23 protein-coding genes are annotated in these 23,275 nt (G+C 62.4%); 13 read left to right on the forward strand and 10 right to left on the reverse strand.

Annotated elements, in window-relative coordinates; all coding sequences use genetic code 11:
• Positions 1–100: 100 nt before the first annotated feature.
• The 3 genes from PQQ52_RS27735 (at position 101) to PQQ52_RS27745 (ending at position 2,423) form a co-directional block, all read left to right on the forward strand.
• Positions 101–1,333 (forward strand): ribonucleotide-diphosphate reductase subunit beta, encoded by a 1,233-nt coding sequence (locus tag PQQ52_RS27735; RefSeq protein ID WP_408218526.1) that lies wholly within the window; start codon positions 101–103, stop codon positions 1,331–1,333.
• Positions 1,334–1,418: 85 nt separating this feature from the next.
• Entirely contained in the window at positions 1,419–1,745 is a 327-nt protein-coding gene (locus PQQ52_RS27740) for a hypothetical protein (protein WP_408218528.1), read from the forward strand.
• A gap of 30 nt (positions 1,746–1,775) precedes the next feature.
• Positions 1,776–2,423, forward strand: coding sequence for a histone H1-like DNA-binding protein (locus tag PQQ52_RS27745; RefSeq protein WP_408218530.1), 648 nt, complete (start codon positions 1,776–1,778; stop codon positions 2,421–2,423).
• Positions 2,424–2,692: 269 nt separating this feature from the next.
• Here PQQ52_RS27745 and PQQ52_RS27750 read toward each other — a convergent pair whose 3' ends face one another.
• The 10 genes from PQQ52_RS27750 to PQQ52_RS27795 form a co-directional block, all read right to left on the reverse strand.
• On the reverse strand, positions 2,693–3,169 hold the full coding sequence (locus PQQ52_RS27750) for an outer membrane lipoprotein (protein WP_028196458.1): 477 nt from the start codon (positions 3,167–3,169) through the stop codon (positions 2,693–2,695).
• A 25-nt stretch (positions 3,170–3,194) separates the two neighbouring features.
• Positions 3,195–4,133 carry a carbohydrate kinase family protein gene (locus PQQ52_RS27755; protein WP_408218533.1) on the reverse strand — a complete coding sequence of 313 codons (939 nt, stop codon included), beginning with the start codon at positions 4,131–4,133 and terminating at the stop codon, positions 3,195–3,197.
• Positions 4,134–4,229: 96 nt separating this feature from the next.
• On the reverse strand, positions 4,230–4,730 hold the full coding sequence (gene tpx, locus PQQ52_RS27760) for a thiol peroxidase (protein ID WP_325043200.1): 501 nt from the start codon (positions 4,728–4,730) through the stop codon (positions 4,230–4,232).
• 73 nt (positions 4,731–4,803) lie between these two features.
• Positions 4,804–6,156 (reverse strand): zinc-ribbon and DUF3426 domain-containing protein, encoded by a 1,353-nt coding sequence (locus tag PQQ52_RS27765; RefSeq protein ID WP_408218537.1) that lies wholly within the window; start codon positions 6,154–6,156, stop codon positions 4,804–4,806.
• Between the two features lie 48 nt (positions 6,157–6,204).
• Complete coding sequence (gene prmA, locus PQQ52_RS27770; protein ID WP_408218540.1) at positions 6,205–7,107, reverse strand: 50S ribosomal protein L11 methyltransferase; 903 nt, start codon at positions 7,105–7,107, stop codon at positions 6,205–6,207.
• 3 nt (positions 7,108–7,110) lie between these two features.
• Positions 7,111–8,478, reverse strand: coding sequence for an acetyl-CoA carboxylase biotin carboxylase subunit (accC, locus tag PQQ52_RS27775; protein ID WP_408218543.1), 1,368 nt, complete (start codon positions 8,476–8,478; stop codon positions 7,111–7,113).
• 129 nt (positions 8,479–8,607) lie between these two features.
• Complete coding sequence (gene accB, locus PQQ52_RS27780) at positions 8,608–9,075, reverse strand: acetyl-CoA carboxylase biotin carboxyl carrier protein (protein ID WP_408218546.1); 468 nt, start codon at positions 9,073–9,075, stop codon at positions 8,608–8,610.
• Between the two features lie 69 nt (positions 9,076–9,144).
• On the reverse strand, positions 9,145–9,600 hold the full coding sequence (aroQ, locus tag PQQ52_RS27785; protein ID WP_408218549.1) for a type II 3-dehydroquinate dehydratase: 456 nt from the start codon (positions 9,598–9,600) through the stop codon (positions 9,145–9,147).
• Positions 9,601–9,794: 194 nt separating this feature from the next.
• Complete coding sequence (locus PQQ52_RS27790) at positions 9,795–10,343, reverse strand: TlpA family protein disulfide reductase (RefSeq protein ID WP_408218551.1); 549 nt, start codon at positions 10,341–10,343, stop codon at positions 9,795–9,797.
• Positions 10,344–10,354: 11 nt separating this feature from the next.
• On the reverse strand, positions 10,355–11,008 hold the full coding sequence (locus PQQ52_RS27795; RefSeq protein ID WP_408218553.1) for a UDP-N-acetylmuramate--alanine ligase: 654 nt from the start codon (positions 11,006–11,008) through the stop codon (positions 10,355–10,357).
• A 211-nt stretch (positions 11,009–11,219) separates the two neighbouring features.
• Between PQQ52_RS27795 and mpl the strand changes: the two genes are divergently transcribed.
• The 10 genes from mpl (at position 11,220) to PQQ52_RS27845 (ending at position 23,184) form a co-directional block, all read left to right on the forward strand.
• Positions 11,220–12,626, forward strand: a complete 1,407-nt coding sequence (mpl, locus tag PQQ52_RS27800; RefSeq protein WP_408218555.1) for a UDP-N-acetylmuramate:L-alanyl-gamma-D-glutamyl-meso-diaminopimelate ligase — start codon at positions 11,220–11,222, stop codon at positions 12,624–12,626.
• Positions 12,623–13,225: a YqiA/YcfP family alpha/beta fold hydrolase gene (locus PQQ52_RS27805; RefSeq protein WP_408218557.1), complete on the forward strand. Its 603-nt coding sequence runs from the start codon at positions 12,623–12,625 to the stop codon at positions 13,223–13,225. Before mpl ends, PQQ52_RS27805 begins: the two co-directional genes overlap by 4 nt.
• Positions 13,226–13,402: 177 nt before the next feature.
• Positions 13,403–15,517, forward strand: a complete 2,115-nt coding sequence (locus PQQ52_RS27810) for a ribonuclease catalytic domain-containing protein (RefSeq protein WP_408218560.1) — start codon at positions 13,403–13,405, stop codon at positions 15,515–15,517.
• Entirely contained in the window at positions 15,514–16,377 is an 864-nt protein-coding gene (gene aroE, locus PQQ52_RS27815) for a shikimate dehydrogenase (protein WP_408218562.1), read from the forward strand. The genes PQQ52_RS27810 and aroE overlap by 4 nt, the downstream gene beginning before the upstream one ends.
• A 49-nt stretch (positions 16,378–16,426) precedes the next feature.
• Complete coding sequence (gene mtgA, locus PQQ52_RS27820) at positions 16,427–17,149, forward strand: monofunctional biosynthetic peptidoglycan transglycosylase (protein ID WP_408218565.1); 723 nt, start codon at positions 16,427–16,429, stop codon at positions 17,147–17,149.
• Between the two features lie 1,301 nt (positions 17,150–18,450).
• Positions 18,451–19,428, forward strand: coding sequence for an IclR family transcriptional regulator (locus PQQ52_RS27825; protein WP_408218568.1), 978 nt, complete (start codon positions 18,451–18,453; stop codon positions 19,426–19,428).
• Positions 19,425–20,486: a 2-dehydro-3-deoxygalactonokinase gene (locus PQQ52_RS27830; RefSeq protein ID WP_408218570.1), complete on the forward strand. Its 1,062-nt coding sequence runs from the start codon at positions 19,425–19,427 to the stop codon at positions 20,484–20,486. The genes PQQ52_RS27825 and PQQ52_RS27830 overlap by 4 nt, the downstream gene beginning before the upstream one ends.
• A gap of 36 nt (positions 20,487–20,522) precedes the next feature.
• The gene (locus PQQ52_RS27835) at positions 20,523–21,203 is read left to right on the forward strand and encodes a 2-dehydro-3-deoxy-6-phosphogalactonate aldolase (protein ID WP_408218573.1); all 681 of its coding nucleotides are present in this window, start codon (positions 20,523–20,525) and stop codon (positions 21,201–21,203) included.
• The gene (locus PQQ52_RS27840; protein ID WP_408218576.1) at positions 21,200–21,976 is read left to right on the forward strand and encodes an SDR family oxidoreductase; all 777 of its coding nucleotides are present in this window, start codon (positions 21,200–21,202) and stop codon (positions 21,974–21,976) included. Before PQQ52_RS27835 ends, PQQ52_RS27840 begins: the two co-directional genes overlap by 4 nt.
• 209 nt (positions 21,977–22,185) lie before the next feature.
• Positions 22,186–23,184, forward strand: a complete 999-nt coding sequence (locus PQQ52_RS27845) for an arabinose ABC transporter substrate-binding protein (protein ID WP_120289501.1) — start codon at positions 22,186–22,188, stop codon at positions 23,182–23,184.
• Positions 23,185–23,275 lie beyond the last annotated feature (91 nt).

Here is a 23,275-nt window from a genome sequence, read left to right on the forward strand (position 1 = left end):
AACGTAGCAACGCGAATCGAAAACAGGATTTTTCATCAGCGAACTCTTTTATCGCTCGTGAAAAGATGGTACAAACCGTTCTAAATTGATGGTGACATTTATGCTCAACTGGGATGACGAGATCACTGCCGTAACTCCCTCGAGCGCGACGCAACAGAATGTGTTGCGCAACGCGGCGGGATCGGCTGTCGGTTCGCAAGTCGGAACGCGTTCCGCTCCTCACGCTCCCTCGGCTCAAGACGTCTTCGCGAACGACATCGCTGTCGCTCCCGTTGCTTCCGTCTCTCACGCTACCGGAACCGCTGCCATTTCCGAGTCGCGTGTCAATGTCGCCGACAAGCGCATCATCAACGGCCAGACCGACGTCAATCAGTTGGTGCCGTTCAAATACAAGTGGGCCTGGGAAAAGTATCTGGCTGGTTGCGCCAACCACTGGATGCCGCAAGAAGTGAACATGTCGCGCGACATCGCCCTCTGGAAAGACCCGAACGGGCTGACCGAAGACGAGCGCCGCATCGTCAAGCGCAACCTGGGCTTCTTCGTGACGGCAGACTCGCTGGCCGCCAACAACATCGTGCTGGGCACCTACCGCCACATCACGGCGCCCGAATGCCGCCAGTTCCTACTGCGCCAGGCGTTCGAAGAGGCGATCCACACGCACGCTTACCAGTACATCGTCGAATCGCTGGGCCTCGACGAAGGCGAAATCTTCAACGCGTATCACGAGGTTTCCTCGATCCGCGCGAAAGACGAATTCCTGATTCCGTTCATCCATACGCTGACCGACCCGGCCTTCAAGACCGGTACGCTCGGGGCAGACCAGACCCTGCTGCGCTCGCTGATCGTGTTCGCTTGTGTGATGGAAGGTTTGTTCTTCTACGTCGGCTTTACGCAAATCCTGGCGCTTGGCCGTCAGAACAAGATGACCGGCGCGGCGGAACAGTACCAATACATCCTGCGCGACGAGTCGATGCACTGCAATTTCGGCATCGACCTGATCAACCAGATCAAACTCGAAAACCCGCAACTCTGGACGGCTGAGTTCCGTGCGGAAATCCGCGAAATCTTCCAGCAAGCGGTCGAACTTGAATATCGTTACGCAGAAGATACGATGCCGCGCGGGGTGCTCGGCCTCAATGCGTCGATGTTCAAGAGCTATCTGCGCTTCATCTGCAACCGTCGTTGCCAGCAGATCGGTCTCGATCCGCTGTACCCGAACGAGGAAAACCCGTTCCCGTGGATGAGCGAGATGATCGACCTGAAGAAGGAACGCAACTTCTTCGAGACGCGAGTGATCGAATATCAGACTGGCGGCGCGCTGACCTGGGAGTGATCCGGGTTCGTGTCGCAGATGCATTCATTTTGGGGATGCCGGCAGGCTTCGGCCGCGGCAATTTAGTTAGGAGCAGAACCGCCTGATGCAAATTGTGCCCGGTGCGTCGCGTGCCTTCGCGGCCCACAAACATGGCTGGCACTTTGCGAACCCTTCAGTGGGATGGGCAAACTTCCCCCCGGAAAAAGCCGCTGGCGTTGTCGCCAGCGGCCCGATCAAGCAATTGCCGGCGTTGATATCCAGCGCCGACCAGATCTGGCGCGCGGTGCCCAAGGGCACGGCGCGCCTTACCGCATTCATTAGCGTAAGCGCGCAGCACCTGCGTACGCCGATGAATAGCCCGCTTCGTAGCGCGCGCCCTGAGAAGCGTCCGCGAGAAACGGGTTTTGACGAAGGGTGTAGTTTGAACTGACTCTCATCTGAAAACCTGAAGGAGAAAATGATGGCAACTATCAAAAAAGCCGCAGCTAAGAAACCCGCAGCGAAGAAGGTCGTAGCCAAGAAGGCACCGGCTAAGAAGGCCGCTCCGGCGAAGAAAGTCGCTGCAAAGAAAGTCGCAGTGAAGAAGGTTGCAGCAAAGAAGGCGCCGGCTAAGAAGGTTGCAGCGAAGAAAGCTGCTCCGGCCAAGAAGGTTGCAGCCAAGAAAGTCGCTGTGAAGAAGGTTGCAGCGAAGAAGGTTGCAGCGAAGAAGGTTGCAGCGAAGAAGGTTGCAGCGAAGAAGGCGCCGGCTAAGAAGGCCGCAGTGAAGAAGGTTGCAGCAAAGAAGGCGCCGGCTAAGAAGGCCGCTGCCAAGAAGGCGCCTGCTAAGAAGGCTGCTGCCAAGAAGGCTGCGCCTGCTAAGAAGGCTGCTGCGAAGAAAGCTGCGCCTGCGAAAAAGGCTGCCGCTAAAAAGGCTGCGCCTGCCAAGAAGGCTGCCGCGAAGAAGGCCGCTGCTCCTGCCAAGAAGGCTGCCCCTGCGAAGAAGGCTGTCGCCAAGAAGGCTGCGCCTGCACCCGCTGCGACTTCTGTCTCGAGCGCACCGGCGGCGTCGGTGAAAACCGCGCTGAACCCGGCAGCGGCATGGCCGTTCCCGACGGGCAGCCGTCCGTAACTGGCGGATAAGCAGCAGAAGTACTTCGACACGCCGTACCATGTGTCGATGATCGAGTAGCGCTTAAGTAGCATTCCCGAGCGCTACTCGGTCAGGGTCCCGTTGCCGGGTTTCTGGCGACGGGATTTTTTTCGCCCGGCGTCCGCCTATCGCTTGAACGCGCCTCGGCTCAAAACATACAGGCGAAAAAAACGCATGCACAGGGGAGGGCATGCGTTTGAAGTCGCCGCGGCGGCGCGTGAAGCGTTGCCGCGCGAGAGGGGAAAAGCTTAGTGCGTGACGCGCGTGACGCCGCCGCTCGAGAGCAGACGGACACGGTCGCCGGCGCGGAAGATTTCGCCGGTGGCGCTTTGCGTGATCGCGCGCATGTCGCCGTTATCGAGTCGCACGGTGATCTCGAGACCGTCGTGCACCGCGACGCCGTTCTCGACCGCATTGCCTGCCACCGCGCCGGCCAGACCGCCGATGATGCCCGTCACGATCGAGCCGCGACCGCCGCCGATCGCGCTGCCGGCCACCGCGCCCAACGCACCGCCGCCGATCGCACCCAGGCCGCTCGGCTGGCCGTTGTTCGAACTGATCTTCACGGCCCGAACGCTGTCGACCGTGCCCATGCGGACCGTCTCTTCGCGTTGCGCCTGCGACGCCGTGTAGACGTCTGCAGAACTGCTGTTATACGCACACCCCGACATGGCCAGTGAACCGGCAATCAAGGCGGCCACTACCAGGCGACTCGTTGTTCTCATTCCCTAACTCCAATAGCTTGCGGTATTACTGCAGGTCGTATCCGAACGCCTGCTTGAACCGTTCGTTGATCTCCGCCCGGCTGGGCGCGTAGTTTTGCGGGCCCTGGTGTTCGATCTTCAGCGCGCCCATCAGGCTCGCCAGACGGCCGGTGGTCGCCCAGCCAAGCTTGTTCTCGATGCCGTACAGCAAGCCGCCGCGGAACGCGTCGCCGCAACCTGTAGGATCGAGCACCTGCTGTGCCTTGACTGCCGGAATATCTTCGATGCCCCCGGCATGATGGATCTTCGCGCCTTGCTCGCCGAGCGTGATAATCAGCGCCTCGACCTTGCCGGCGATCTCTTCGATCGACCAACCCGTTTTGTTGCTCACCAGTTTGGCTTCGTAATCGTTGACAGCTACATAAGTAGCAAGTTCAATCATACGGCGCAGAGACGCGCCGTCGAACAGCGGCAAACCTTGGCCCGGATCGAAGATAAACGGCACGCCGGCCGCTGCCAGGTGCTCGGAGTGCTGGATCATGCCGTCATAGCCATCAGGGGCGACGATGCCGAGCGTGATGCCTTTTGCTTCATCGGCACGATTCAGATGCGACTGCATCATCGCGCCCGGGTGGAAGGCGGCGATCTGATTGTTTTCCAGATCGGTGGTGATCATCGCTTGCGCCGAGTGGGTGTCCGGCACCAGGAGCACGTTTTCCGTCGACAGGCCGAGCTGCTTGAAGCGGTCCATGTAGAGCTGCGCGTCGATCGCGCCGAGCGTCCCCATGATGCGCGCGTCGCCGCCGAGCAGATGCAGCGAGTAGGCAATGTTGCCCGCGCAGCCGCCGAATTCCCGGCGCATCGTCGGCACGAGAAAGCTCACGTTCAGGATGTGGACCTGCTCCGGCAGGATGTGATCCCGAAAGCGACCCTCGAAGGTCATGATGTTGTCGTAGGCGAGCGAACCGCAAATCAGCGTAGCCAAGGCGAGCGTTCCTGTAAAAATCGATAAAGAGAATGGGCGCGACGACGTGACAGCGCCGCGCACGAAGCGCGGCGCCGGGGTTCGTGCGCGAAGGTTTTACTTCAGCGCGGCGAGTGCTGCGTCGTAGTTCGGCTCGTTCTTGATTTCGCCGACCAGCTCAGCATGCACGACCTTGTCGTTTTCGTCGACGACCACCACGGCGCGTGCCGTCAGACCCGTCAGCGGGCCGCTCGTCACGTCGACGCCGTAGGCTTGCGCGAATTCATGGCCGCGGAACGTGGACGCTGTCACGACGTTCTCGATGCCTTCCGTCGTGCAGAAGCGCGATGCGGCGAACGGCAGGTCGCCCGACACGACGATCACAGCCGTGTTGCTCAGCTTGGCCGCGGCTTCGTTGAACTTGCGGGTCGAGGTGGCGCAGGTCGGCGTGTCGAGGCTCGGGACGATGTTCAGCACCTTGCGCTTGCCGGCAAAGTCAGCCAGCGACAGCGGCTTCAGATCCTTGCCCACCAGCGAGAAGGCGGGGGCATTCTGGCCCACGGTCGGGAACGTGCCGGCTACTTCGATCGGGTTGCCACCCAGCGTGACTTGACTCATGTTGTTGTGCTCCGAAAATTCGTCAGTAATGACGGTGAACACGCCCGGTCAGTGCCGAGCGCGCAAGGATGCGTTACGGATAAAAAATCTGTACGCGGAAATTGGAAGCGACCGCATTGCCCGTGTCGAGATGGACGATCATGGTCTGGGTCGTGTGCGCCGGCAGGCCGGCTGCGATCGGCGTGCCGGGTGGGACGTAGTCTTGCGGCCACAGCACGCGGCGCACGGCGACATTATTCTGGTCGTCGAGTAGCGTGAGTTCGATGGCAGGGTAGGCCAGCGCAACGTTGAAGCGGTTGCGCAGCGGCATCTTCAGTTCGAGCTTGTGTGGGCCGTCGATCTGCCGCAGATCGGACGGTTCGACCTGCAACCCGTCGATGTCGTGTGGCGGCGTGATCTGGCAGCCGAGCTGCGCACAGACCTTCGCATAGAGCGTCTGTGAACGCGGGAAGTCGACCTGCACGGTTTCGCGCTGCCACCAGGCGAGCTGCGCGAGCAGCGCGATAACCAGCAGCGCCGCGACTACCGAGCCCGCGATGATCCAGCCGAGGCGACGCGGTTCGGCTGGGCGCGTTTCGCGTACCACCGGGAAGGGATCGACGCCGTCATGCACCGGCTGGACTGTGAAAGGCTCGCCGCTCGATCCAAATGAAGCTGCGCCCGGGCCGGCCGTGCCTGAGCCTCCGCTGCCAGCGCCCAGACCGCCAGCGGCACCCAAACCGGTCGCGGCACCTAAGCCGGCCGCGCCTAAGCCGGCCGCGCCTAAGCCGGCCGCGCCGAAATGCGGTTCATTGTCAGGAATGCCATGCAAGGTGGCCGGCTCGTTCAGAACCGGTTCGTCTGCATGAGCAAGATGCTCAGCGGAGCGCTCGGTCTTGTGCCAGACCCGCGGCGCGGCTTCCGCCGGCGCGTTGGCCGAGGCAGCGGAAGGCTCACGCGGGCCGCTCACCGGCGCGTCAGGCTCGTAGGCGAAGGGTTCGAGCGGCGCATCCGCGAGAATGGGTTCGTCGTCGGGCGGAATCGGCGTGGTGAAGGTGCTCGCCGGCAGTTCCGGCTCGGTCGCATGGCGCGGTGTGACCGCGACGCCTGCGCCGGTGGAAACCGGCGTGAGCGGCAGGTTGCTGGCGTTGTGGAGCAGACGGTTGTCGATTACAGCGTCAGCCGCCGGTGCCCACGGATCCCAGGCTTCAGCGCTGAAATCGGGGTCCTTGGGACGTATGCCGGACAAGGCTTCGATCGCCGCAGCCGCGGCAACTGGCTTGGCGGAGGAGAAGTCGCCGCCGTCGTTCAGTTCGAACAGGCTGCTGGATGCGTCGAATACTTCATGGCAATGCCCGCAACGCACGAGGCCGCGGCGCAGCGCGAGCTGCGCCGGTTGCAGGCGGAAGACGGTTTCGCAGAAGGGGCAACGCGTCGCCAGGAGCATATTGAGCCGGTAAGCCGAAAGGCCGTTGGTTGGACAATACGCCTTATTCTAATGGCTTTCGCGGCGCGTTCCCGAGAGACATACCCAACCTTCGTGTTCGCGCCATACGCCAATGTCGATCCATCGTGCGTAGACCTCCGCCACTTCGTCCGCCTGGCGCGCCAGGATGCCCGACAGCGCGATCCGGCCGCCCGGCTTGACCTTCGACGACAGCATCGACGCCATCAGTTTGAGCGGATTCGACAGGATATTGGCGACCACGATATCGAACTCGCCGGTGGGGCATTCGTCAGGCAAACCGTACGTGACTTCCGCCCGGTTGCGCTCGCTGTTGTGACGTGCCGACTCGACCGCTTGCGGGTCGATATCGATGCCGTACACCGGGTTGGCGCCGCACTTCTTCGCGAGGATTGCGAGGATGCCCGAGCCGCAGCCATAGTCGAGCACGGATTGCTCCACTTTGACCGATTGCTCCAGCCACTCCATACACAGACGTGTCGTGGGATGGCTGCCGGTTCCGAATGCGAGGCCAGGATCGAGTTCCAGCACGAGGGCGTCCGGATCCGGTGCGTCGTGCCACGAGGGCACGACCCAGATGCGCTCGCCGATTGAAATCGGATCGAATTGCGATTGCGTGAGACGCACCCAATCCTGCTCTTCGACTTCACGCACGGTGAACGAAGGCGCGGGATCGAGGCCCAGCTCATTGGCCGCCGCGGTGAGCAGCACCGCCGGCTCGTGTTCCGGCGCGAGCAGCGCGATCACGCGCGAACGCTGCCACGCCGTGCGATCCGGCGTGAGGCCGGGCTCGCCGAACAGCGGCTGCTCGTCGGGCGTGTCGGCGTCCGCATCTTCAACCGATACGGACAGCGCACCCAACTCGAGCAGCGCATCGGAGAACTCCTCCGCGTACTCGCGTGCCAGCTCGGCGATCAGTTCCCGGTAGCTCATGACTTACGCTTCTTCCGGCGCGGCTTGCTGCTTCGCGGCCAACCGGTTTTCGAGGTAGTGAATGCTGGTGCCGCCTTCAACGAACTTCGCGTCCAGCATCAGCTCGCGGTGCAGCGGGATGTTGGTCTGAATGCCTTCGACCACCATTTCCGACAGTGCGATGCGCATCCGCTTGATCGCCTGTTCACGCGTCGCGCCGTAAGCGATCAGCTTGCCGATCATCGAATCGTAGTTCGGCGGCACGAAATAGCCATTGTAGGCGTGCGAATCGACGCGGATGCCGGGGCCGCCCGGCATATGCCACGACGTCAAACGTCCCGGCGACGGAATGAACTTGAACGGATCTTCTGCGTTGATCCGGCATTCGATCGCGTGACCCTTGAAGACGATGTCGCGCTGACGGAACGCGAGCTTCTCGCCGGCCGCGATACGGATCTGTTCCTGGACGATATCGACGCCCGTGATCAGCTCGGTCACCGGATGCTCGACCTGCACGCGCGTGTTCATTTCGATGAAATAGAACTCGCCGTTTTCGTACAGGAATTCGAACGTACCCGCGCCGAGGTAGCCCATCTTCTTGCAGGCGTCCGCGCAACGATCGCCGATGCGATCGATCAGGCGGCGCGCGATGCCCGGCGCCGGCGCTTCTTCGATCACTTTCTGGTGACGGCGCTGCATCGAGCAATCGCGCTCGCCCAGCCAGACCGCGTTTTTGAACGAGTCGGCCAGGATCTGAATTTCGATGTGCCGCGGGTTCTCCAGGAATTTCTCCATGTAGACCTGCGGATTGCCGAAGGCACGGCCGGCTTCTTCGCGCGTCATATTGACCGCGTTGACCAGCGCCGCTTCGGTGTGGACCACGCGCATGCCGCGGCCACCGCCGCCGCCAGCGGCCTTGATGATCACCGGGTAGCCGACCTGGCGGGCAATTTTCACGATCTCTTTCGGATCGTCCGGTAACGCGCCTTCAGACCCCGGCACGCAGGGCACGCCGGTCTTGATCATGGTTTGCTTGGCGGTCACCTTGTCGCCCATCATCCGGATGGTTTCCGGGCGCGGGCCGATGAAGGTGAAGCCGGACTGCTCGACGCGCTCGGCGAAGTCAGCGTTTTCCGACAGAAAGCCGTAGCCTGGGTGGATCGCCTCGGCGTCCGTCACTTCTGCCGCGCTGATCAGCGCCGGCATGTTCAGGTAGCTGAGATTCGAAGGCGCCGGGCCGATACAGACCGCCTCGTCGGCGAGCTTCACGTACTTGGCTTCCTTGTCGGCTTCCGAATAGACGACGACCGTCTTGACGCCGAGTTCGCGGCAGGCGCGCTGGATACGAAGCGCGATCTCGCCACGATTGGCAATGAGGATTTTTTCAAACATAGCGGATTTTCGACTCATCAATAGGCGCCAGGTTGATCACAACACAGGCTGCCTCAGAGGATCGGTCGCGCGCCTCGGGAGGGCAGGCGCGCGGGCGGCAAGCGCAAAAAAAGCGCAAAGCGTGCCGCGTTAGCCGACCAGGAACAACGGTTGGCCGTATTCGACCGCCTGGCCATTCTCGACGAGGATTTCCTTCACCACGCCTGACTTGTCCGACTCGATTTCGTTGAGCAGCTTCATCGCTTCGATGATGCAGATCGTCTGGCCTTCCTTGACCGTGTCGCCCACCTGGACGAACGGTTCGGCGCCCGGCGACGGCGCGCGGTAGAAGGTGCCGACCATCGGCGAGGTCACCACGTGGCCTTGCGGCGCGACGGGGGCCGGCGTCGCGGGAGCGCTTGCAGCAGCCGGCGCTTCGCCGCCTACCATCGGTGCCGGCTGCGCATATTGCGGAGCATACGAAGCGGACGGTTGCACGTAAACCGGCGGCGCATTCTTGACGATGCGGACCTTGCCTTCGCCTTCAGTCACTTCGAGTTCGGAAATACCGGACTCCGAGACGAGGTCGATCAGAGTTTTCAGTTTACGTAGATCCATCAGGAAGCCCCTTTCAATGCGTAAAGTGCCGGCGCATACGCTGCCGGCTCAAATTAGACGTGTTTGGAATCAGCCGCGCGATGAGCCGGCGGACAGCCGGTCGAGCGCGAATTCGAGCGCGTACATGTACCCCTTCCAGCCAAGGCCGCAAATCACGCCCTCTGCCTGGTCGGAGAAATACGAGTGATGCCGGAACGGTTCGCGGCGATGTACGTTCGACAGATGAATCTCGACGAACGGGATGCCGACCCCCGCCAGTGCATCCCGAACAGCCACGCTGGTGTGCGTGTACGCGGCGGGATTGATCAGTATGAAATCGGTTTGTTCGGTCCGGGCGGATTGGATGCGATCGACCAGGGCGCCTTCATGATTGCTCTGGAACGACGCGAGTTCGACGCCTGCGTCCGCTGCGCGGTCCGCCAGTGCCTGATCGATCTGCGGCAACGTCACGCGGCCGTAGACCTCGGGTTCCCGGGTGCCGAGAAGATTGAGGTTGGGGCCGTGCAGTACCAGCAGTCGCGTCATGGTCGCTTCTTTTTCCGTGGAATTGGGCGCACTTTAGCGCTGATTAGAGAAACTTGTCTAGTTTCCTGCGCGTTCGGAACGATCTCAGCGGCCTTTCGCCGCGTCTCCGGGCGCCCATCTTCTCTCAAATTTGAGCGATTTGCGCGTAATTTCGCGCCATTTGCCCCTATCTGATCGTCAAAAGAATGTGAAATTTAGAGCGCGTCAAGCGTCTGTTTCAGCGCTTTGGGGTCGATTTGCCCTAATTTTGTCGAGCGGATGTTGCCTTTCGCGTCAATAACGACGGTAAACGGCAGCCCGCCGGCGGTATTGCCGAACGCGCGCGCGAGGTCGGCGCCGCCGAACCCGGTCACATAGACCGGGTAGGCTACTTTCACCTTCTGCAGGAACGCTTGGACATTTTTGTCCGAATCGACGCCAAGTCCTACGAACTGGATTCCTTTCTTCGCATATTCGCGCTGAAGTTGCGAAAGAGCGGGCATCTCTTCGACACACGGTCCGCACCACGACGCCCAGAAGTTGACGACGATTGGGTGGCCTTTAAGCAAACTTAGCGATTGGGGCTTGCCGTCGACGCTCGTGACGGGTGCGGCCCAAAGTTGGTCGACTGCGCTTTGCGTGGAGGCGGGCTCGGCCGCGTGAGCCACTTCCGGGCTGCCGTTCAGCAAATGATTGGCCAGTACCCCGCCGCCCGCAGCGGCGACCGCGACAAGCGCGCCTGCCAGAATCCGTCTCGTATTCATTCCAGGTCTGTCTAATTAGTTGAAGGGGTGACGCCGCTACTGTCGAGCAGCGCCTGAACCGCCTGCTGGTTCGCGCGGGCAGTGCGGCCGCGCGCGTCGGCCCGGACCGCGCCGCGTAAGTCGTCCGTTTCGTACAGGGCGACGTGGATGCCGGCCGGCTCACCATCGCGGCCTTCGTTCATTGGGCGCCACAGGAAACTCAGCGTCTCGACGTAGCCGCGACCGGCAAAATGCCGCGTCTCCGAAACGTCGTACTGGATGTTGGCGTTCAGAAAATAGATCGCGACTTCTTTCGGGTTGTCGCAGAACACCTGAAGGTGAATATCGGAGTGTTCGCCGGCCGTGCCGCCGAGCACCGCGCCGGTCAGATACGGATTGAACGGCGCGAGCCGCTCCATCCAGTCTATGGCAATGCGGCGGAGCCGCCGCAGCAGCGCCGGCTGGCTGTCACCCTGGAAGAGCGACTGATATTCACGGATTTCTTCTTCGATCTGGTCGTTATCCGGCAACCATTCGCCGGCAACACGGCTCTCGCCGACTACCTGCCGTGCCGCTTTACGCTTGGCCGTTGCGTAGTCCAGACCGTCTTCAGCGATCATCCGGGCAGCCGCGATGGCGATTTCCTCGCGCACGCGCTGCGGATCGAAATGTGATTTGCGAACCATCTCTGAATCATACTAGAGATTGGTGTCAGTCCTTTCTGGGCGGTTCGCGCAGGGCGCTTTGCGTGGGCAACGCGAGCGACTACCTGGCCTGCCCCGTTCGTAGGGCGATTCAGAGGCGTCGGTTACAATAGCGTCCTTTGCAGACGGTCGTTTCGACCGCTTTCTTGCACTCCCATCCTCGCAAAATACGCCCGCACGGCACGACAGGCTTATGCACATCCACATCCTCGGTATCTGCGGCACGTTCATGGGCGGACTCGCGGTCCTCGCGCGCGGCGCGGGTCACACCGTGACGGGCTGCGACGCCGGCGTCTATCCGCCAATGAGTACGCAACTCGAGGCACAAGGCATTCGTCTGATCGAAGGTTATGACGCTGAGCAGTTGAACGGCCTCAACGCCGATCTGTTCGTGATCGGCAATGTGGTGACGCGCGGCAACCCGCTGATGGAAGCGATTCTCGATCGCGGCCTGCCTTACGTCTCCGGTCCGCAGTGGCTCGGCGAGCACGTGCTGAACGGTAAATGGGTGCTGGCGGTGGCCGGCACGCACGGCAAGACCACTACCAGTTCGATGCTGACCTGGCTGCTTGAAGACGCAGGTCTCAATCCGGGTTTCCTGATCGGCGGTGTACCGCTGAACTTCGGCGTTTCGGCGCGGCTGACCGATTCCAGCTTCTTTGTGATCGAAGCCGACGAGTACGACACGGCCTTTTTCGACAAGCGTTCCAAGTTCGTTCACTACCGGCCGAAAACCGCGATCCTGAATAACCTCGAGTTCGATCACGCCGACATTTTCCCGGATCTGGCCGTGATCGAAACGCAGTTCCATCATCTGATCCGTACAGTGCCGGGCATCGGCCGGATTGTCACGAACGGTCGTGAAGACGCGCTGGAGCGCGTGCTGACGCGCGGTTGCTGGAGCGAAGTGGAGCGGTTCGGCGTGCAAGGCGGTTGGGAAACCCTGCCGGCGGACGACGGTGTGCCCGTCGACGAGCGTTTCGCCGTGTATCACAACAGCGAGCGCGTCGGTGTCGTCGAGTGGCAGGTGCAGGGTGAACACAACCGCATGAACGCGCTTGCCGCGATCGCCGCCGCGCGCCATGTGGGCGTGCCGCCGGCGCAAGCCGCGAAGTCGCTGGCGAGCTTCCGGAATGTGAAGCGCCGAATGGAAGTGCGCGGCAGCGTCGACGGCGTGACCGTCTATGACGATTTCGCCCACCACCCCACGGCGATCGAAACCACGGTGGCCGGGCTGCGCGCCCGTGTCGGCCGCGAAAACACGCGCATCCTGGCCGTGCTGGAACCGCGCTCGAACACCATGAAGCTCGGTGTGATGAAGGCACAACTGCCGGCGAGTCTGGCCGACGCCGATCTGGTGTTCGGCTATGGCGCGCCGACCGGCCGCGACGCGCTCGGCTGGGATCTCGGCGAAGCGCTCGCGCCGCTCGGCGGCAAAGCGCAGGCTTTCGACAATCTCGGCGCGCTGGTCAAAGGGGTGGTTCACGCGGCGCGCCCCGGCGACCAGATTCTGGTGATGAGCAACGGCGGCTTCGGCGGCGTGCATCAGAAGCTGCTTGAGGCGTTGTCCGCGGCACTTTCCGCGCGAGGCACTTCGTGATCCTCTATCTGCACGGTTTCCGTTCGTCACCCAATTCGTTCAAGGCGCGCGTGCTGGCCGCACGTCTCGTCGAACTCGGCCGCAGTGATGAATGGTGCTGCCCGATGCTGCCGGTTTCGCCGTTCGAGACCGTGGCGCTCGCCGAATCGCTGGTGAAGGCTGCGGAACCGGACAACATCACGGTGATCGGCAGTTCGCTTGGCGGCTACTTCGCCACGCATCTCGCCGAAAAGCACGGCTGGCCGGCGGTGCTGCTGAATCCGGCCGTCGTGCCGCAACGTGACCTGAGTGCCTATCTCGGCGAGCAGCCGTTATGGCACGGCGGCGGCAGCATTACGGTCGAACCGCATCATCTGGACGAGCTGCGCGCGCTCGGCGTCGCGTCGATCACGCGGCCTGAACGCTATTATTTGATGGCCGCCACTGGCGACGAAGTGCTCGATTACCGTGAAATGCTTGCGCACTATCCGGGCGCGCGCACTACGCTGATCGAAGGGAGTGATCACGCGATCAGCGAATTCGCGCAATACGTCGACGATGTACTGGCCTTTTGCGATGCCGAAGACGTCGAGCCGCCGGCGCCGCGCGAAGCGGCCTGACAGCCCCGACGATCCTGCAGCGAGGCTGTTGCGGATCACCAGAATCATGCCGCCGGCGCGCGCGTATCGCGCCGCGGATCCACTACCACGAACACGTTGCCGTGCCGCGCACGCAGTGACCGATAGCTGAACCCAATCGGGCGCGCCGGCAGATGCAAGTCAGAACGAGAGTATTGAGTGAACGTTTTCTTCGAGGAATCGGGCAGTTTCAAGGCGGGCAGCGTGCTGTCGCGCCAGGGCGATGCGTTTCAGGTCGAGCTGCCGGGCGGCCGGCGCGCCAAGGTGCGCGCGAAAGATGTGCTGATCGAATTCGAAAAACCGACCGCCGGCGAATTGATGCAACAGGCGGACGCCGCCGCACAGGATATCGATCTCGACTTCCTGTGGGAATGCGCGCCGGATGACGAATTTCCGTTTGCCACGCTGGGCGCAGAGTACTTCGGCGACACGTTTGGTTCGATCGAGCGCGCGGCGCTGGTGCTGCGCATGCATGGCGCGCCGGTGTACTTCCGCCGCAAGGGCCGCGGCATGTATCAGCGCGCGCCGCAGGAGCAACTCAAGATGGCGCTCGCCGGGCTGGAGCGCAAGCGTCAGCAGGCGCTGGTGCAGGCCGGCTTCGAAGACGAACTGAAGGCAGGCCGTTTGCCGGAAGGCTTCAGCGGCAGCAAGGCGCTGGCTTTGCTCACCCGGCCGGACAAAAACACGATCGAATACAAGGCGCTCGAAGGCGCGGCAGCGGCGCGTGGCATCTCGCAGGCGCGTTTGATGCTTGAGTGCGGTGCTATTCCGTCGGCCCGTGCGTTGCACGAGGCGAAATTCCTTTCCGAATTTTTCCCGCACGGCACCGGTTTTCCGCCAGTCACGGTCGGCGCGCTGCCCGAAGATCTTCCGGAAGCCGATGTACAGGCATTCTCGATCGACGACATCACCACGACTGAAATCGACGATGCGTTCTCCGTCGAGCATCTGGCCGACGGCCGTGTGCGGATCGGCGTGCACATCGCCGCGCCGGCGCTCGGTATCGCGCGTGGCGACGATGTCGATGCGATCGCGCGCACGCGTTTGTCGACCGTCTATATGCCGGGCGACAAGATCACGATGCTGCCGGATAGCGTTGTCGAAGCGTTCACGCTGGCTGAAGGCGGCTTGCGGCCGGCTTTGTCGCTGTATGTGATCATCAATCGCGAGACGCAGGAAATCGTGGCTAGCGAAACCCGCGCCGAGCGCGTGTTCGTGAAGAACAATTTGCGCCACAACACGCTGGACGAACTGGTCACCGAAGAGGCGCTCGCCGCCGGCACCGGCGACTATCCGCACAAGGAAGACATTGCCGTGCTGTGGCCGTTCGCGCAGGCGTTGTTCGAAAAGCGTCAGACTGCGCGCGCCGGTTACGGCCTGCCCCGCGAAGTGCAGCGCAACACCGATTTCAACTTCTACGTGGAAGACGAGCACATCACGATTACGCCGCGCCGGCGCGGATCGCCGCTCGATACGATTGTCGCGGAGCTCGCGATTCTCGCCAATTCGTCGTGGGGCGCGTTCCTGCACGACCACGGTGTGCCGGGCATCTACCGCACACAACGTGCGTTCGGCGCGCCGACTGGTCCGAAACGCACGCGCATGCAGACCAACGCCGCGCCGCACGAAGGACTGGGCGTCACGCAATACGCGTGGAGCACGTCGCCGCTGCGTCGCTACGTCGATCTCGTGAACCAGTGGCAGTTGCTCGCCTGCGTGCAGCATGGCGTCACCGCAAAACTGGCGGCGCCGTTCAAGCCTAAAGACGCCGATCTGTTCGCCGTCGTGCAAGGTTTCGACGACACCTACACCGCGTATGCCGATCACCAGCGCCGCATGGAGTATTTCTGGTGCCTGCGGTGGCTGAAACAGGAGAACCGGAAGCAGGTGGTGGCGTCGGTGGTGAAGGGCGATCTCGTGCGCCTTGAAGAGATTCCGCTGCTGCTGCATGTGCCGGGTCTCGGCGTGCATGCACGCGGTACGCGTTTGCAGATGGAAGTGATGTCGATTGACGAACTGACCGTCGAAGCGTCCGTGCGGCTGCTGCACGTGCTCGACGCGCCGACTGTGACGAGCGGCGGCGAAGCTGAGGAAGCCGACGAGAGTGAAGAGGAAATCATCGACGTGGCGGATGAAAGCGCTGAAGGCGAAGCCGAGGCGCAAGCCGAAGCGGACCTCGACGGCGGTGCAACTGAGCAGGGCGACGCCGAAAACGGCGACGGTGCCAGCGATGCGGCAACCGATCAGCAACATGTAGCGGAGCCGGGGCGATGATCGCCAGCGCTTCACGCGACCGCTACGCGGTCATCGGCAACCCGGTCGGGCATAGCAAATCGCCGTTCATTCATGGCCGCTTTGCCGCGCAGACCGGCGAGCCGATCGAGTACGGGCACCTGCTCGCGCCCGTGGATGCATTCGTGCCGCATGTGCGCGCTTTTATCGAAGCGGGCGGCCGTGGCCTGAACGTGACGGTGCCGTTCAAGCTCGACGCGCACGCGTTCGCCAACACCCTGTCGCCGCGCGCGGCGGCGGCTGGCGCGGTGAACACCCTGCGGTTCGACGCGGGCGGCATCTACGGTGACAACACGGACGGCTTTGGCCTCGTGCGAGACATCGAAGTCAATCTCGGCGTTTCGCTGAAGGACGCGCGGATTTTGCTGCTCGGTGCGGGCGGCGCTGCGCGCGGCGTCGTGCTGCCGATGCTGGACCGCGCGCCGCACACGCTGACGATTGTCAACCGTACTGCGGCGAAGGCCGAAGCGCTCGTCGACCAGTTTGCGCAAGCTGCGGGCGACGCCGCTTGCCGTCTGACCGGCGGCAGCGCGCGAGCGATTGAGGCGGGCGAGTACGACGTGATCGTCAACGCGACGGCGGGTAGTCTGGATGCTTCGTTGCCCGAGTGCGACGACCGCGCGTTCGGCAGCGGGACGCTCGCTTACGACATGATGTACGGCGCGCATCCGACGGTGTTCATGGAACACGCGCAGAAGCTGGGTGCGCGCGGCGCCGACGGTCTCGGCATGCTGGTCGAGCAGGCAGCCGAATCGTTTTACGTGTGGCGAGGTGTGCGGCCCGACAGCGCGCCGGTGCTGGCCGAATTGCGTGCGCTGTTGACGGCGCCGTCGCACGTCTAGACCGCTGTTTTACTTTCCGGAACTCACCGACTCGGGGATTGAGACCACGATGACAGCAACGCGGCGCGCGAGCCGGCCAGGTCCGGCGCGATGGATGTTTTATCTGGGCGCCGTGGTGGCGATTGCTTGGCTTGCGACGCAGGCGTTTTACTTCGCGCAGATCGCGGTGTGGAATTACGTGAATCCCCAGTCGACAGCTTTCATGCGCTCGGATGCGTGGCAGTTGTCGGAAGATCGGCCTGATCTGTCTGTGCAGCATACATGGGTGCCGTATGAGCAGATTTCACACAATCTGAAGCGGGCGATTATCGCTTCCGAAGACGCGAATTTCGTGACTAACAATGGCTACGAGACGGATGCCATTTTGCAGGCGTGGGAGCGGAATAAGACCAAGGGCAAGATTGTTCGCGGCGGCTCGACGATCACCCAGCAGTTGGCGCGGAATCTGTTTTTGTCGCGGGAGAAGAGTTACATCCGCAAGGGTCAGGAATTGATCATCACGTGGATGCTCGAGACGCTGATGGACAAGCAGCGGATCTTTGAGATTTATCTCAACTCCGTTGAGTGGGGGAATGGGGTTTATGGTGCTGAGGCGGCCGCGCATTATTACTACAAGACGTCCGCTGCTAAATTGACTGCTGGGCAGTCGGCCCGTTTGGCGGTGATGCTGCCGCAGCCAAAGTACTTCGACGAGCACAGGGGCTCGGGGTATCTCGCCCAGCGTTCGCGTGTGATTGCCCGGCGGATGGGGGCGGCGGAATTGCCGGATTAAGGTTTTGTTTTTGCCTGTTCGGCGGGGGTGTTTTTGATTGCCTACGGCGTTGGGTTTTTCTTGATCTGATGCGTGTTCGGCGCTTGTTTGTCTGTGTTTTTATGGCGTTGGCCTTTCCTTGATTTCTTAGTGGTCTATTAGCGTCGCCCCTGTGCGGGGCGGGCACTTACTTCTCTTTGCCGCCGCGAAGAGAAGTAAGCAAGAGAAAGCGGCTCAAACCGCTAATTCTTAAGCGGGTCCCCCGCAAGCCACGGTAGTGGTGCATCTGGAATTCGTGCCCTCGCACATTCAGCGTTAGTGACAAGGGCGTCATACTTCCGGCGGCGCTGCGCGCGCCGACGCGTATCTCCTGGAACCATCTGATCGTTTTCGCGCACGTCTTCACCCGACGCCGCGGCTTGTCGTTGTGTCTCCAACATTCCCGCAATGCGTCAGCGCTTCAGCCTCTGGTTTCCCGTGCAGACTCGTCCTCGTCGAGGCGAAGCCGATATCCCCCAATGCCTCAAAACGAAGCCCCTGGTTTCCTACGCCCCCGTCTTCGCTAAGGCGACGTCGATGGCTCTCACGGCCTTCAAACGAAGCCCTTGGGTTTCTTTCCAGACTTGTCTCCGGCGAGGCAAAGCCGATGGCCCCACCACGCGTAACCAAAGCCCCGGGTTTCCAAGGCAGCCCCATCCGCGACGCACGCAGTGCGGAGTGGGAGTTGATGAGTGCTGTGTCACTCCGGCTGAATGTGCGAGGACACGGATTCCAGATGCACCACTACGGTGGCTGTGCGGGGGACCCGCTTAAGAATTAGCGGTGTGAGCCGCTTTCTCTTGCTTACTTCTCTTTGCGGCGGTGGCAAAGAGAAGTAAGTGCCCGCCCCGCACAGGGGCGACGCTAACAGACCAATAAGAATTCAAGGAAAGGCCAACGCCATAAAAACACAGACAAACAAACGACGACAACCAACTCACCAAAAGACATCTCCGCCAAAAAACACATCCAAAACCCGCCCGCAGGGCAATCAAAACCACCCCGGCAGGGGAGATCCCATTATATGAATCCAACACTCACATATTGGAGATTTCTCAAAAACCGACCTACAATCCACCCAACGCGCTACCGCTAGCCAGAAAAATTGGCCGCGACCAGCGACAGCAAGAAAAAAACCGGAGACAAGTCAAACCATGCCTAAGACCCAAAGGCAGCACCCGCATGCCCGCGCCATCGGCAACACGCACTGCGCCGCGAGCAAAACAGGCTTCCTCTCCGGCCCCGCGCTGTAAGCGCAAAAAACCACCGAAAAGCTAATCGCCATGAACAAAGCGATGCCCACTCACGCCGTCCGCGCGTCCGAAGCCGAACTGGCACCGCAAGCCGATCACGCGACCGGCGCTGCGCCGCTGCCGGCTGCCCATGCCGCAAAAGCACACCGCGTCAGCGCGCAACCGGCTGTGATCGACGAAATCGCGTTGCCGAGCACGCTGCTCGACATCACGCCGCAACAAGCCGGCACGCAAACGCTGCTGCGTGGCCTCGCGATTCTGGAAGCTGCTGCCGCCGGCGTGCGCGATCTGCGTACCTTCGGCGCGGCGCTCGGCACGACCCGCAGTACCACGCATCGGCTGGTGAGCAGCCTCGTGCAGGCGCGCTATCTGCGGCAAGTGCAAGGCGGCTATCTGCTCGGCCCGAAGCTGATCGAACTCGGCACCATCGCGCTCGAACAGATGCCGCTCACCGCAGTGGCTCGTCAGCATCTCGAATCGCTCGCGGAACAGACACTCGATACGATCCACCTCGGCGTGCGCGACGGTGACGACGTGCTGTACATCGACAAGATCCCCGGCACCCGCGGCCTCGAAATGCGTTCGCGCGTCGGTCACCGGATGCCGCTGGCGTCGACGGGTATCGGTAAAGCCATGATGCTCGACCTCACGCCGGACGTATGGCAGTCGCTCTTCGAAGCATCGCGGCGCGCGCTCGCCGGCGTCAGTTTCAAGCCGGATAACCGCCCGGACGCGGTGACCTTCATGCAGCGTATGACCAACTACGCCGCCGGTGGCTACACCTTCGACCTTGAAGAAAACGAAGCGTCGATCCGTTGCGTTGCGGCGCCGGTGCGCGATGCGTCGGGCGCGGTGGTGGCTGCGCTGTCGGTGGCGAGCACGATTCCGTATATGTCGCTCGAACGCATGGATGAACTGATTCCGGTCGTGCAGCGCGAAGCGCGCGCGATCTCGGAAGAACTCGGCTGGCGTGCCCCGCAACCGGCAACCCGCAGGATCAAACGATGAAGCGAGCGGGTTCTCACACGCACGCGGGCAATCCGGTGAATGATGCCACCGCGACCGCCGACGCCAACCTCCAGCACGCAGCGCTCATTGCGCTTGACTGGGGCACGACGTCGCTGCGCGCCTATCTGTACGACGCGGCCGGCGAGGTGCTGGCGACGCGGGCATCGACGGCCGGCATCATGAATTTGCCGCTTGGCGCCGAGCACGGCGGCTTTGATGCCGCCTTCGAGGACGCGTGCGGCGCCTGGCTCGAGCAGACGCCCGCCGTACCGGTGATCGCAGCCGGTATGGTCGGCAGCGCACAAGGCTGGGTCGAAGCACCGTATGTCGATGCGCCGGCGAATGCCGATGCGCTGGTGGCGGGCATCGTCCGGGTAAAAGCCGCCTGTGGCGCGACGCTGCACATCGTGCCGGGCGTCCTGCAACGCGGCGAACTGCCGAACGTGATGCGCGGCGAGGAAACCCAGATATTCGGCGCACTCGGTCAGGACACAGGGGCCGTGGACAGCAGCAAGCGCACACTGATCGGCTTGCCGGGCACCCACGCGAAATGGGCCGTCGTGGAGGCGGGGCGCATCGAGCGCTTTCATACCTTCATGACCGGAGAAGTGTTCGCGGCATTGCGCGAACACACTATTCTCGGGCGCACGATGATCACGCCGGATCGTCCTGATAACGAAGCATTTCTGCGCGGCGTGAACATCGCCCGCGACAAAGGTCAGGCGGGAATGCTGGCCACCGTATTCAGCGCGCGCACGCTAGGCCTTACTGGACAACTTTCACGCGAACAGCAGCCAGACTATCTGTCGGGCTTGCTGATCGGGCACGAACTGGCCGGTCTCGAAGCCGTGCTCACGCAACAGCAAAGCTCGCTCGCGCGGCAGCACTTGCGCCTGATCGGCAATGAAGCGCTGTGCGAACGCTATCGCGTGGCGCTTGCGCAATTCGGCTGCACGCACGCGGAGCTGGTGAAGCACGCTACCGAGCGCGGTCTGTGGCGTGTCGCCACCCAGGCGGGGCTCGTCAATCCCACGCCTCAAGCGGCGCACGTCGGCTAACCGGCAGCGCCGCCGCCTACGAAACAAGGAAACGAGATGCAACCTCACATCAATCTTCCCGCCCCGTACATGCCGCATGCGGGTCTGATCGCGGCGTTCGAGGTCTGTCCGCTGATCGCGATCATGCGCGGTGTGACGCCTGCGGATGCCGCCGAGCACGGTCAGGCGCTTTACGAAGCCGGCTTTCGCATCGTCGAAGTGCCGTTGAATTCGCCGCGGCCGTTCGACAGCATCGCGGCGATCCGCAAAGCGTTGCCGGCCGATGCGATCGTCGGTGCGGGCACGGTGCTGCATTCCAGTTTCGTGAATGACGTGAAGTCGGCGGGCGGCGAGCTGATCGTGATGCCGCATAGCGACCCGGAGGTCGTCGGTGCCGCGAAAGCGCAAGGCATGGCCTGCGCGCCGGGCGTGGCGACGCCGAACGAAGCCTTCATCGCGCTGAAAAATGGCGCTGACGTGCTGAAGATGTTCCCCGCTGAGCAACTCGGCTGCCAGGTCGTAAAGGCGTGGCGCGCGGTAATCGCGGCAGAAGTACCGCTGGTGCCGGTCGGCGGGATCACGCCGGACAATATGGGCCCGTTCCTCAGCGCCGGCGCAAATGGCTTCGGCCTCGGCTCGGCGCTGTACAAGCCGGGTCAGAGCGTCGCTGTGACGGCGTCGCATGCGAAGGCGTTTATCAACGGGTTGCGTATCGCCCGCGCAGGTGCGAAGAAATGAAGCGGCTTGCCGGCAAAGCTGCGTTGATCACCGGCGCTGGGCGTGGCATCGGTGCGGCGATCGCGCTTGCGTTTGCGCGCGAAGGCGCGGCGGTCGTGCTGGCTGAACTCGATATGGAAACCGCGCAGCAGACGGCCGAGCAGATCAAGCTGCAAACCGGCGGACGCGCGCTGGCGGTGCAGACGGATGTGACGCAGTCGGCGTCGGTTCAGCACGCGGTGAGCGAGGCCGAACACGCGTTCGGCGCGCTCGACGTGCTCGTCAACAACGCCGGTATCAACGTGTTCTGCGATCCGCTGACGATGACCGACGACGACTGGCGCCGCTGCTTCGCGGTCGATCTCGACGGCGTATGGAACGGGTGCCGCGCGGTGTTGCCGGGTATGGTCGAACGCGGCGCGGGCAGCATCGTGAATATCGCGTCCACGCATGCGTTCAAGATCATTCCGGGGTGTTTTCCGTACCCAGTCGCGAAGCACGGCGTGATCGGTCTGACGCGCGCGCTTGGCATCGAATACGCGCCGCGCAATGTGCGGGTCAACGCGATCGCGCCGGGGTATATCGAAACGCAATTGACGCACGACTGGTGGAACGAACAAGCCGATCCGGCGGCCGCGAAGCAGGCGACGCTTGATCTGCAACCGATGAAGCGCATCGGCCGCCCGGAAGAAGTGGCGATGACGGCGGTGTTTCTCGCCTCGGATGAAGCGCCGTTCATCAACGCCACCTGCATCACGGTGGATGGCGGTCGCTCGGTGCTGTATCACGACTGAACGTAGCGGACCAGCACGCAACAGGAAGCGGAACCCGCAGCGCCAGCACAAGAACAGGCAATAGGAAAAGAAGCAAACAGGCAGCAGGAACAGGCCAGAACAAAGCACCCAGGTTTCACCGGACGACGCGCTGGCCGCGTGTGTCACAACCGGTACAAGAAGACGCGGCCGATACCTTCTCGTTATCAATTAGTCAGGAGACACGCATCATGAAACGAAGAATTTTCCTCACGCTGGCAGCAGCGGCGACGGGTGTGCTCTTCAATGCACCGGTCGCGCAAGCCGCGGATCCGGTCAAGATCGGCTTTCTCGTGAAGCAGCCGGAAGAACCGTGGTTCCAGGACGAATGGAAGTTCGCGGAAATGGCCGCCAAGGAGAAGGGCTTCACGCTGGTGAAGATCGGCGCGCCGTCGGGCGAGAAGGTCATGAGCGCAATCGACAACCTGTCGGCTCAGAAAGCGCAAGGTTTTGTGATCTGCACGCCTGACGTCAAGCTCGGACCGGGCATCGTTGCCAAGGCGAAGGCCGACGGCCTGAAGATGATGACGGTCGACGACCGCCTCGTCGACGGCGCGGGCAAGCCGATCGCGTCGGTGCCGCATATGGGCATCTCGGCGTACAACATCGGCAAGCAGGTGGGCGACGGCCTGGCTGCGGAAATCAAGAAGCGTGGCTGGGACATGAAAGATGTGGGCGCAATCGACGTGACCTACAACCAGTTGCCTACCGCCGTTGACCGTACCACCGGTGCAACCGCTGCACTCGTCGCCGCTGGTTTCCCGAAGGCCAACGTGATTGAAGCGCCGCAAGCGAAGACCGACACGGAAAACGCCTTCAACGCAGCCAACATCGCGTTCACCAAGAACCCGCAGTTCAAGCACTGGGTGGCTTACGCGCTGAACGACGAAGGTGTGCTCGGCGCGGTGCGCGCAGCGGAAGGCCGCGGCTTCAAGGCGGACAACATGATCGGTATCGGCATCGGCGGTTCGGACTCGGCATTGAACGAGTTCAAGAAGCCGACGCCGACCGGCTTCTACGGCACGGTCATCATCAGCCCGAAGCGTCACGGCGAAGAAACCTCGACGCTGATGTACGACTGGATCACGCAAGGCAAGGAACCGCCGATGCTCACGCTGACGACCGGCATGCTGGCTACGCGTGACAACGTCGCCGATGTGCGCCAGAAGATGGGCCTCGCGGCAAATTAAGCAGCTGTAGCGTAGTCAAATGAAGTGAACTGCCGGTGCGTCGTTTCTCCAGGGATTGGGCGTACCGGCAGCAGTAATACAAGTTCAGCAG

Origin of the sequence: Paraburkholderia sediminicola, from assembly GCF_046030555.1 — a bacterium.
Lineage (GTDB): Bacteria > Pseudomonadota > Gammaproteobacteria > Burkholderiales > Burkholderiaceae > Paraburkholderia > Paraburkholderia sediminicola_E.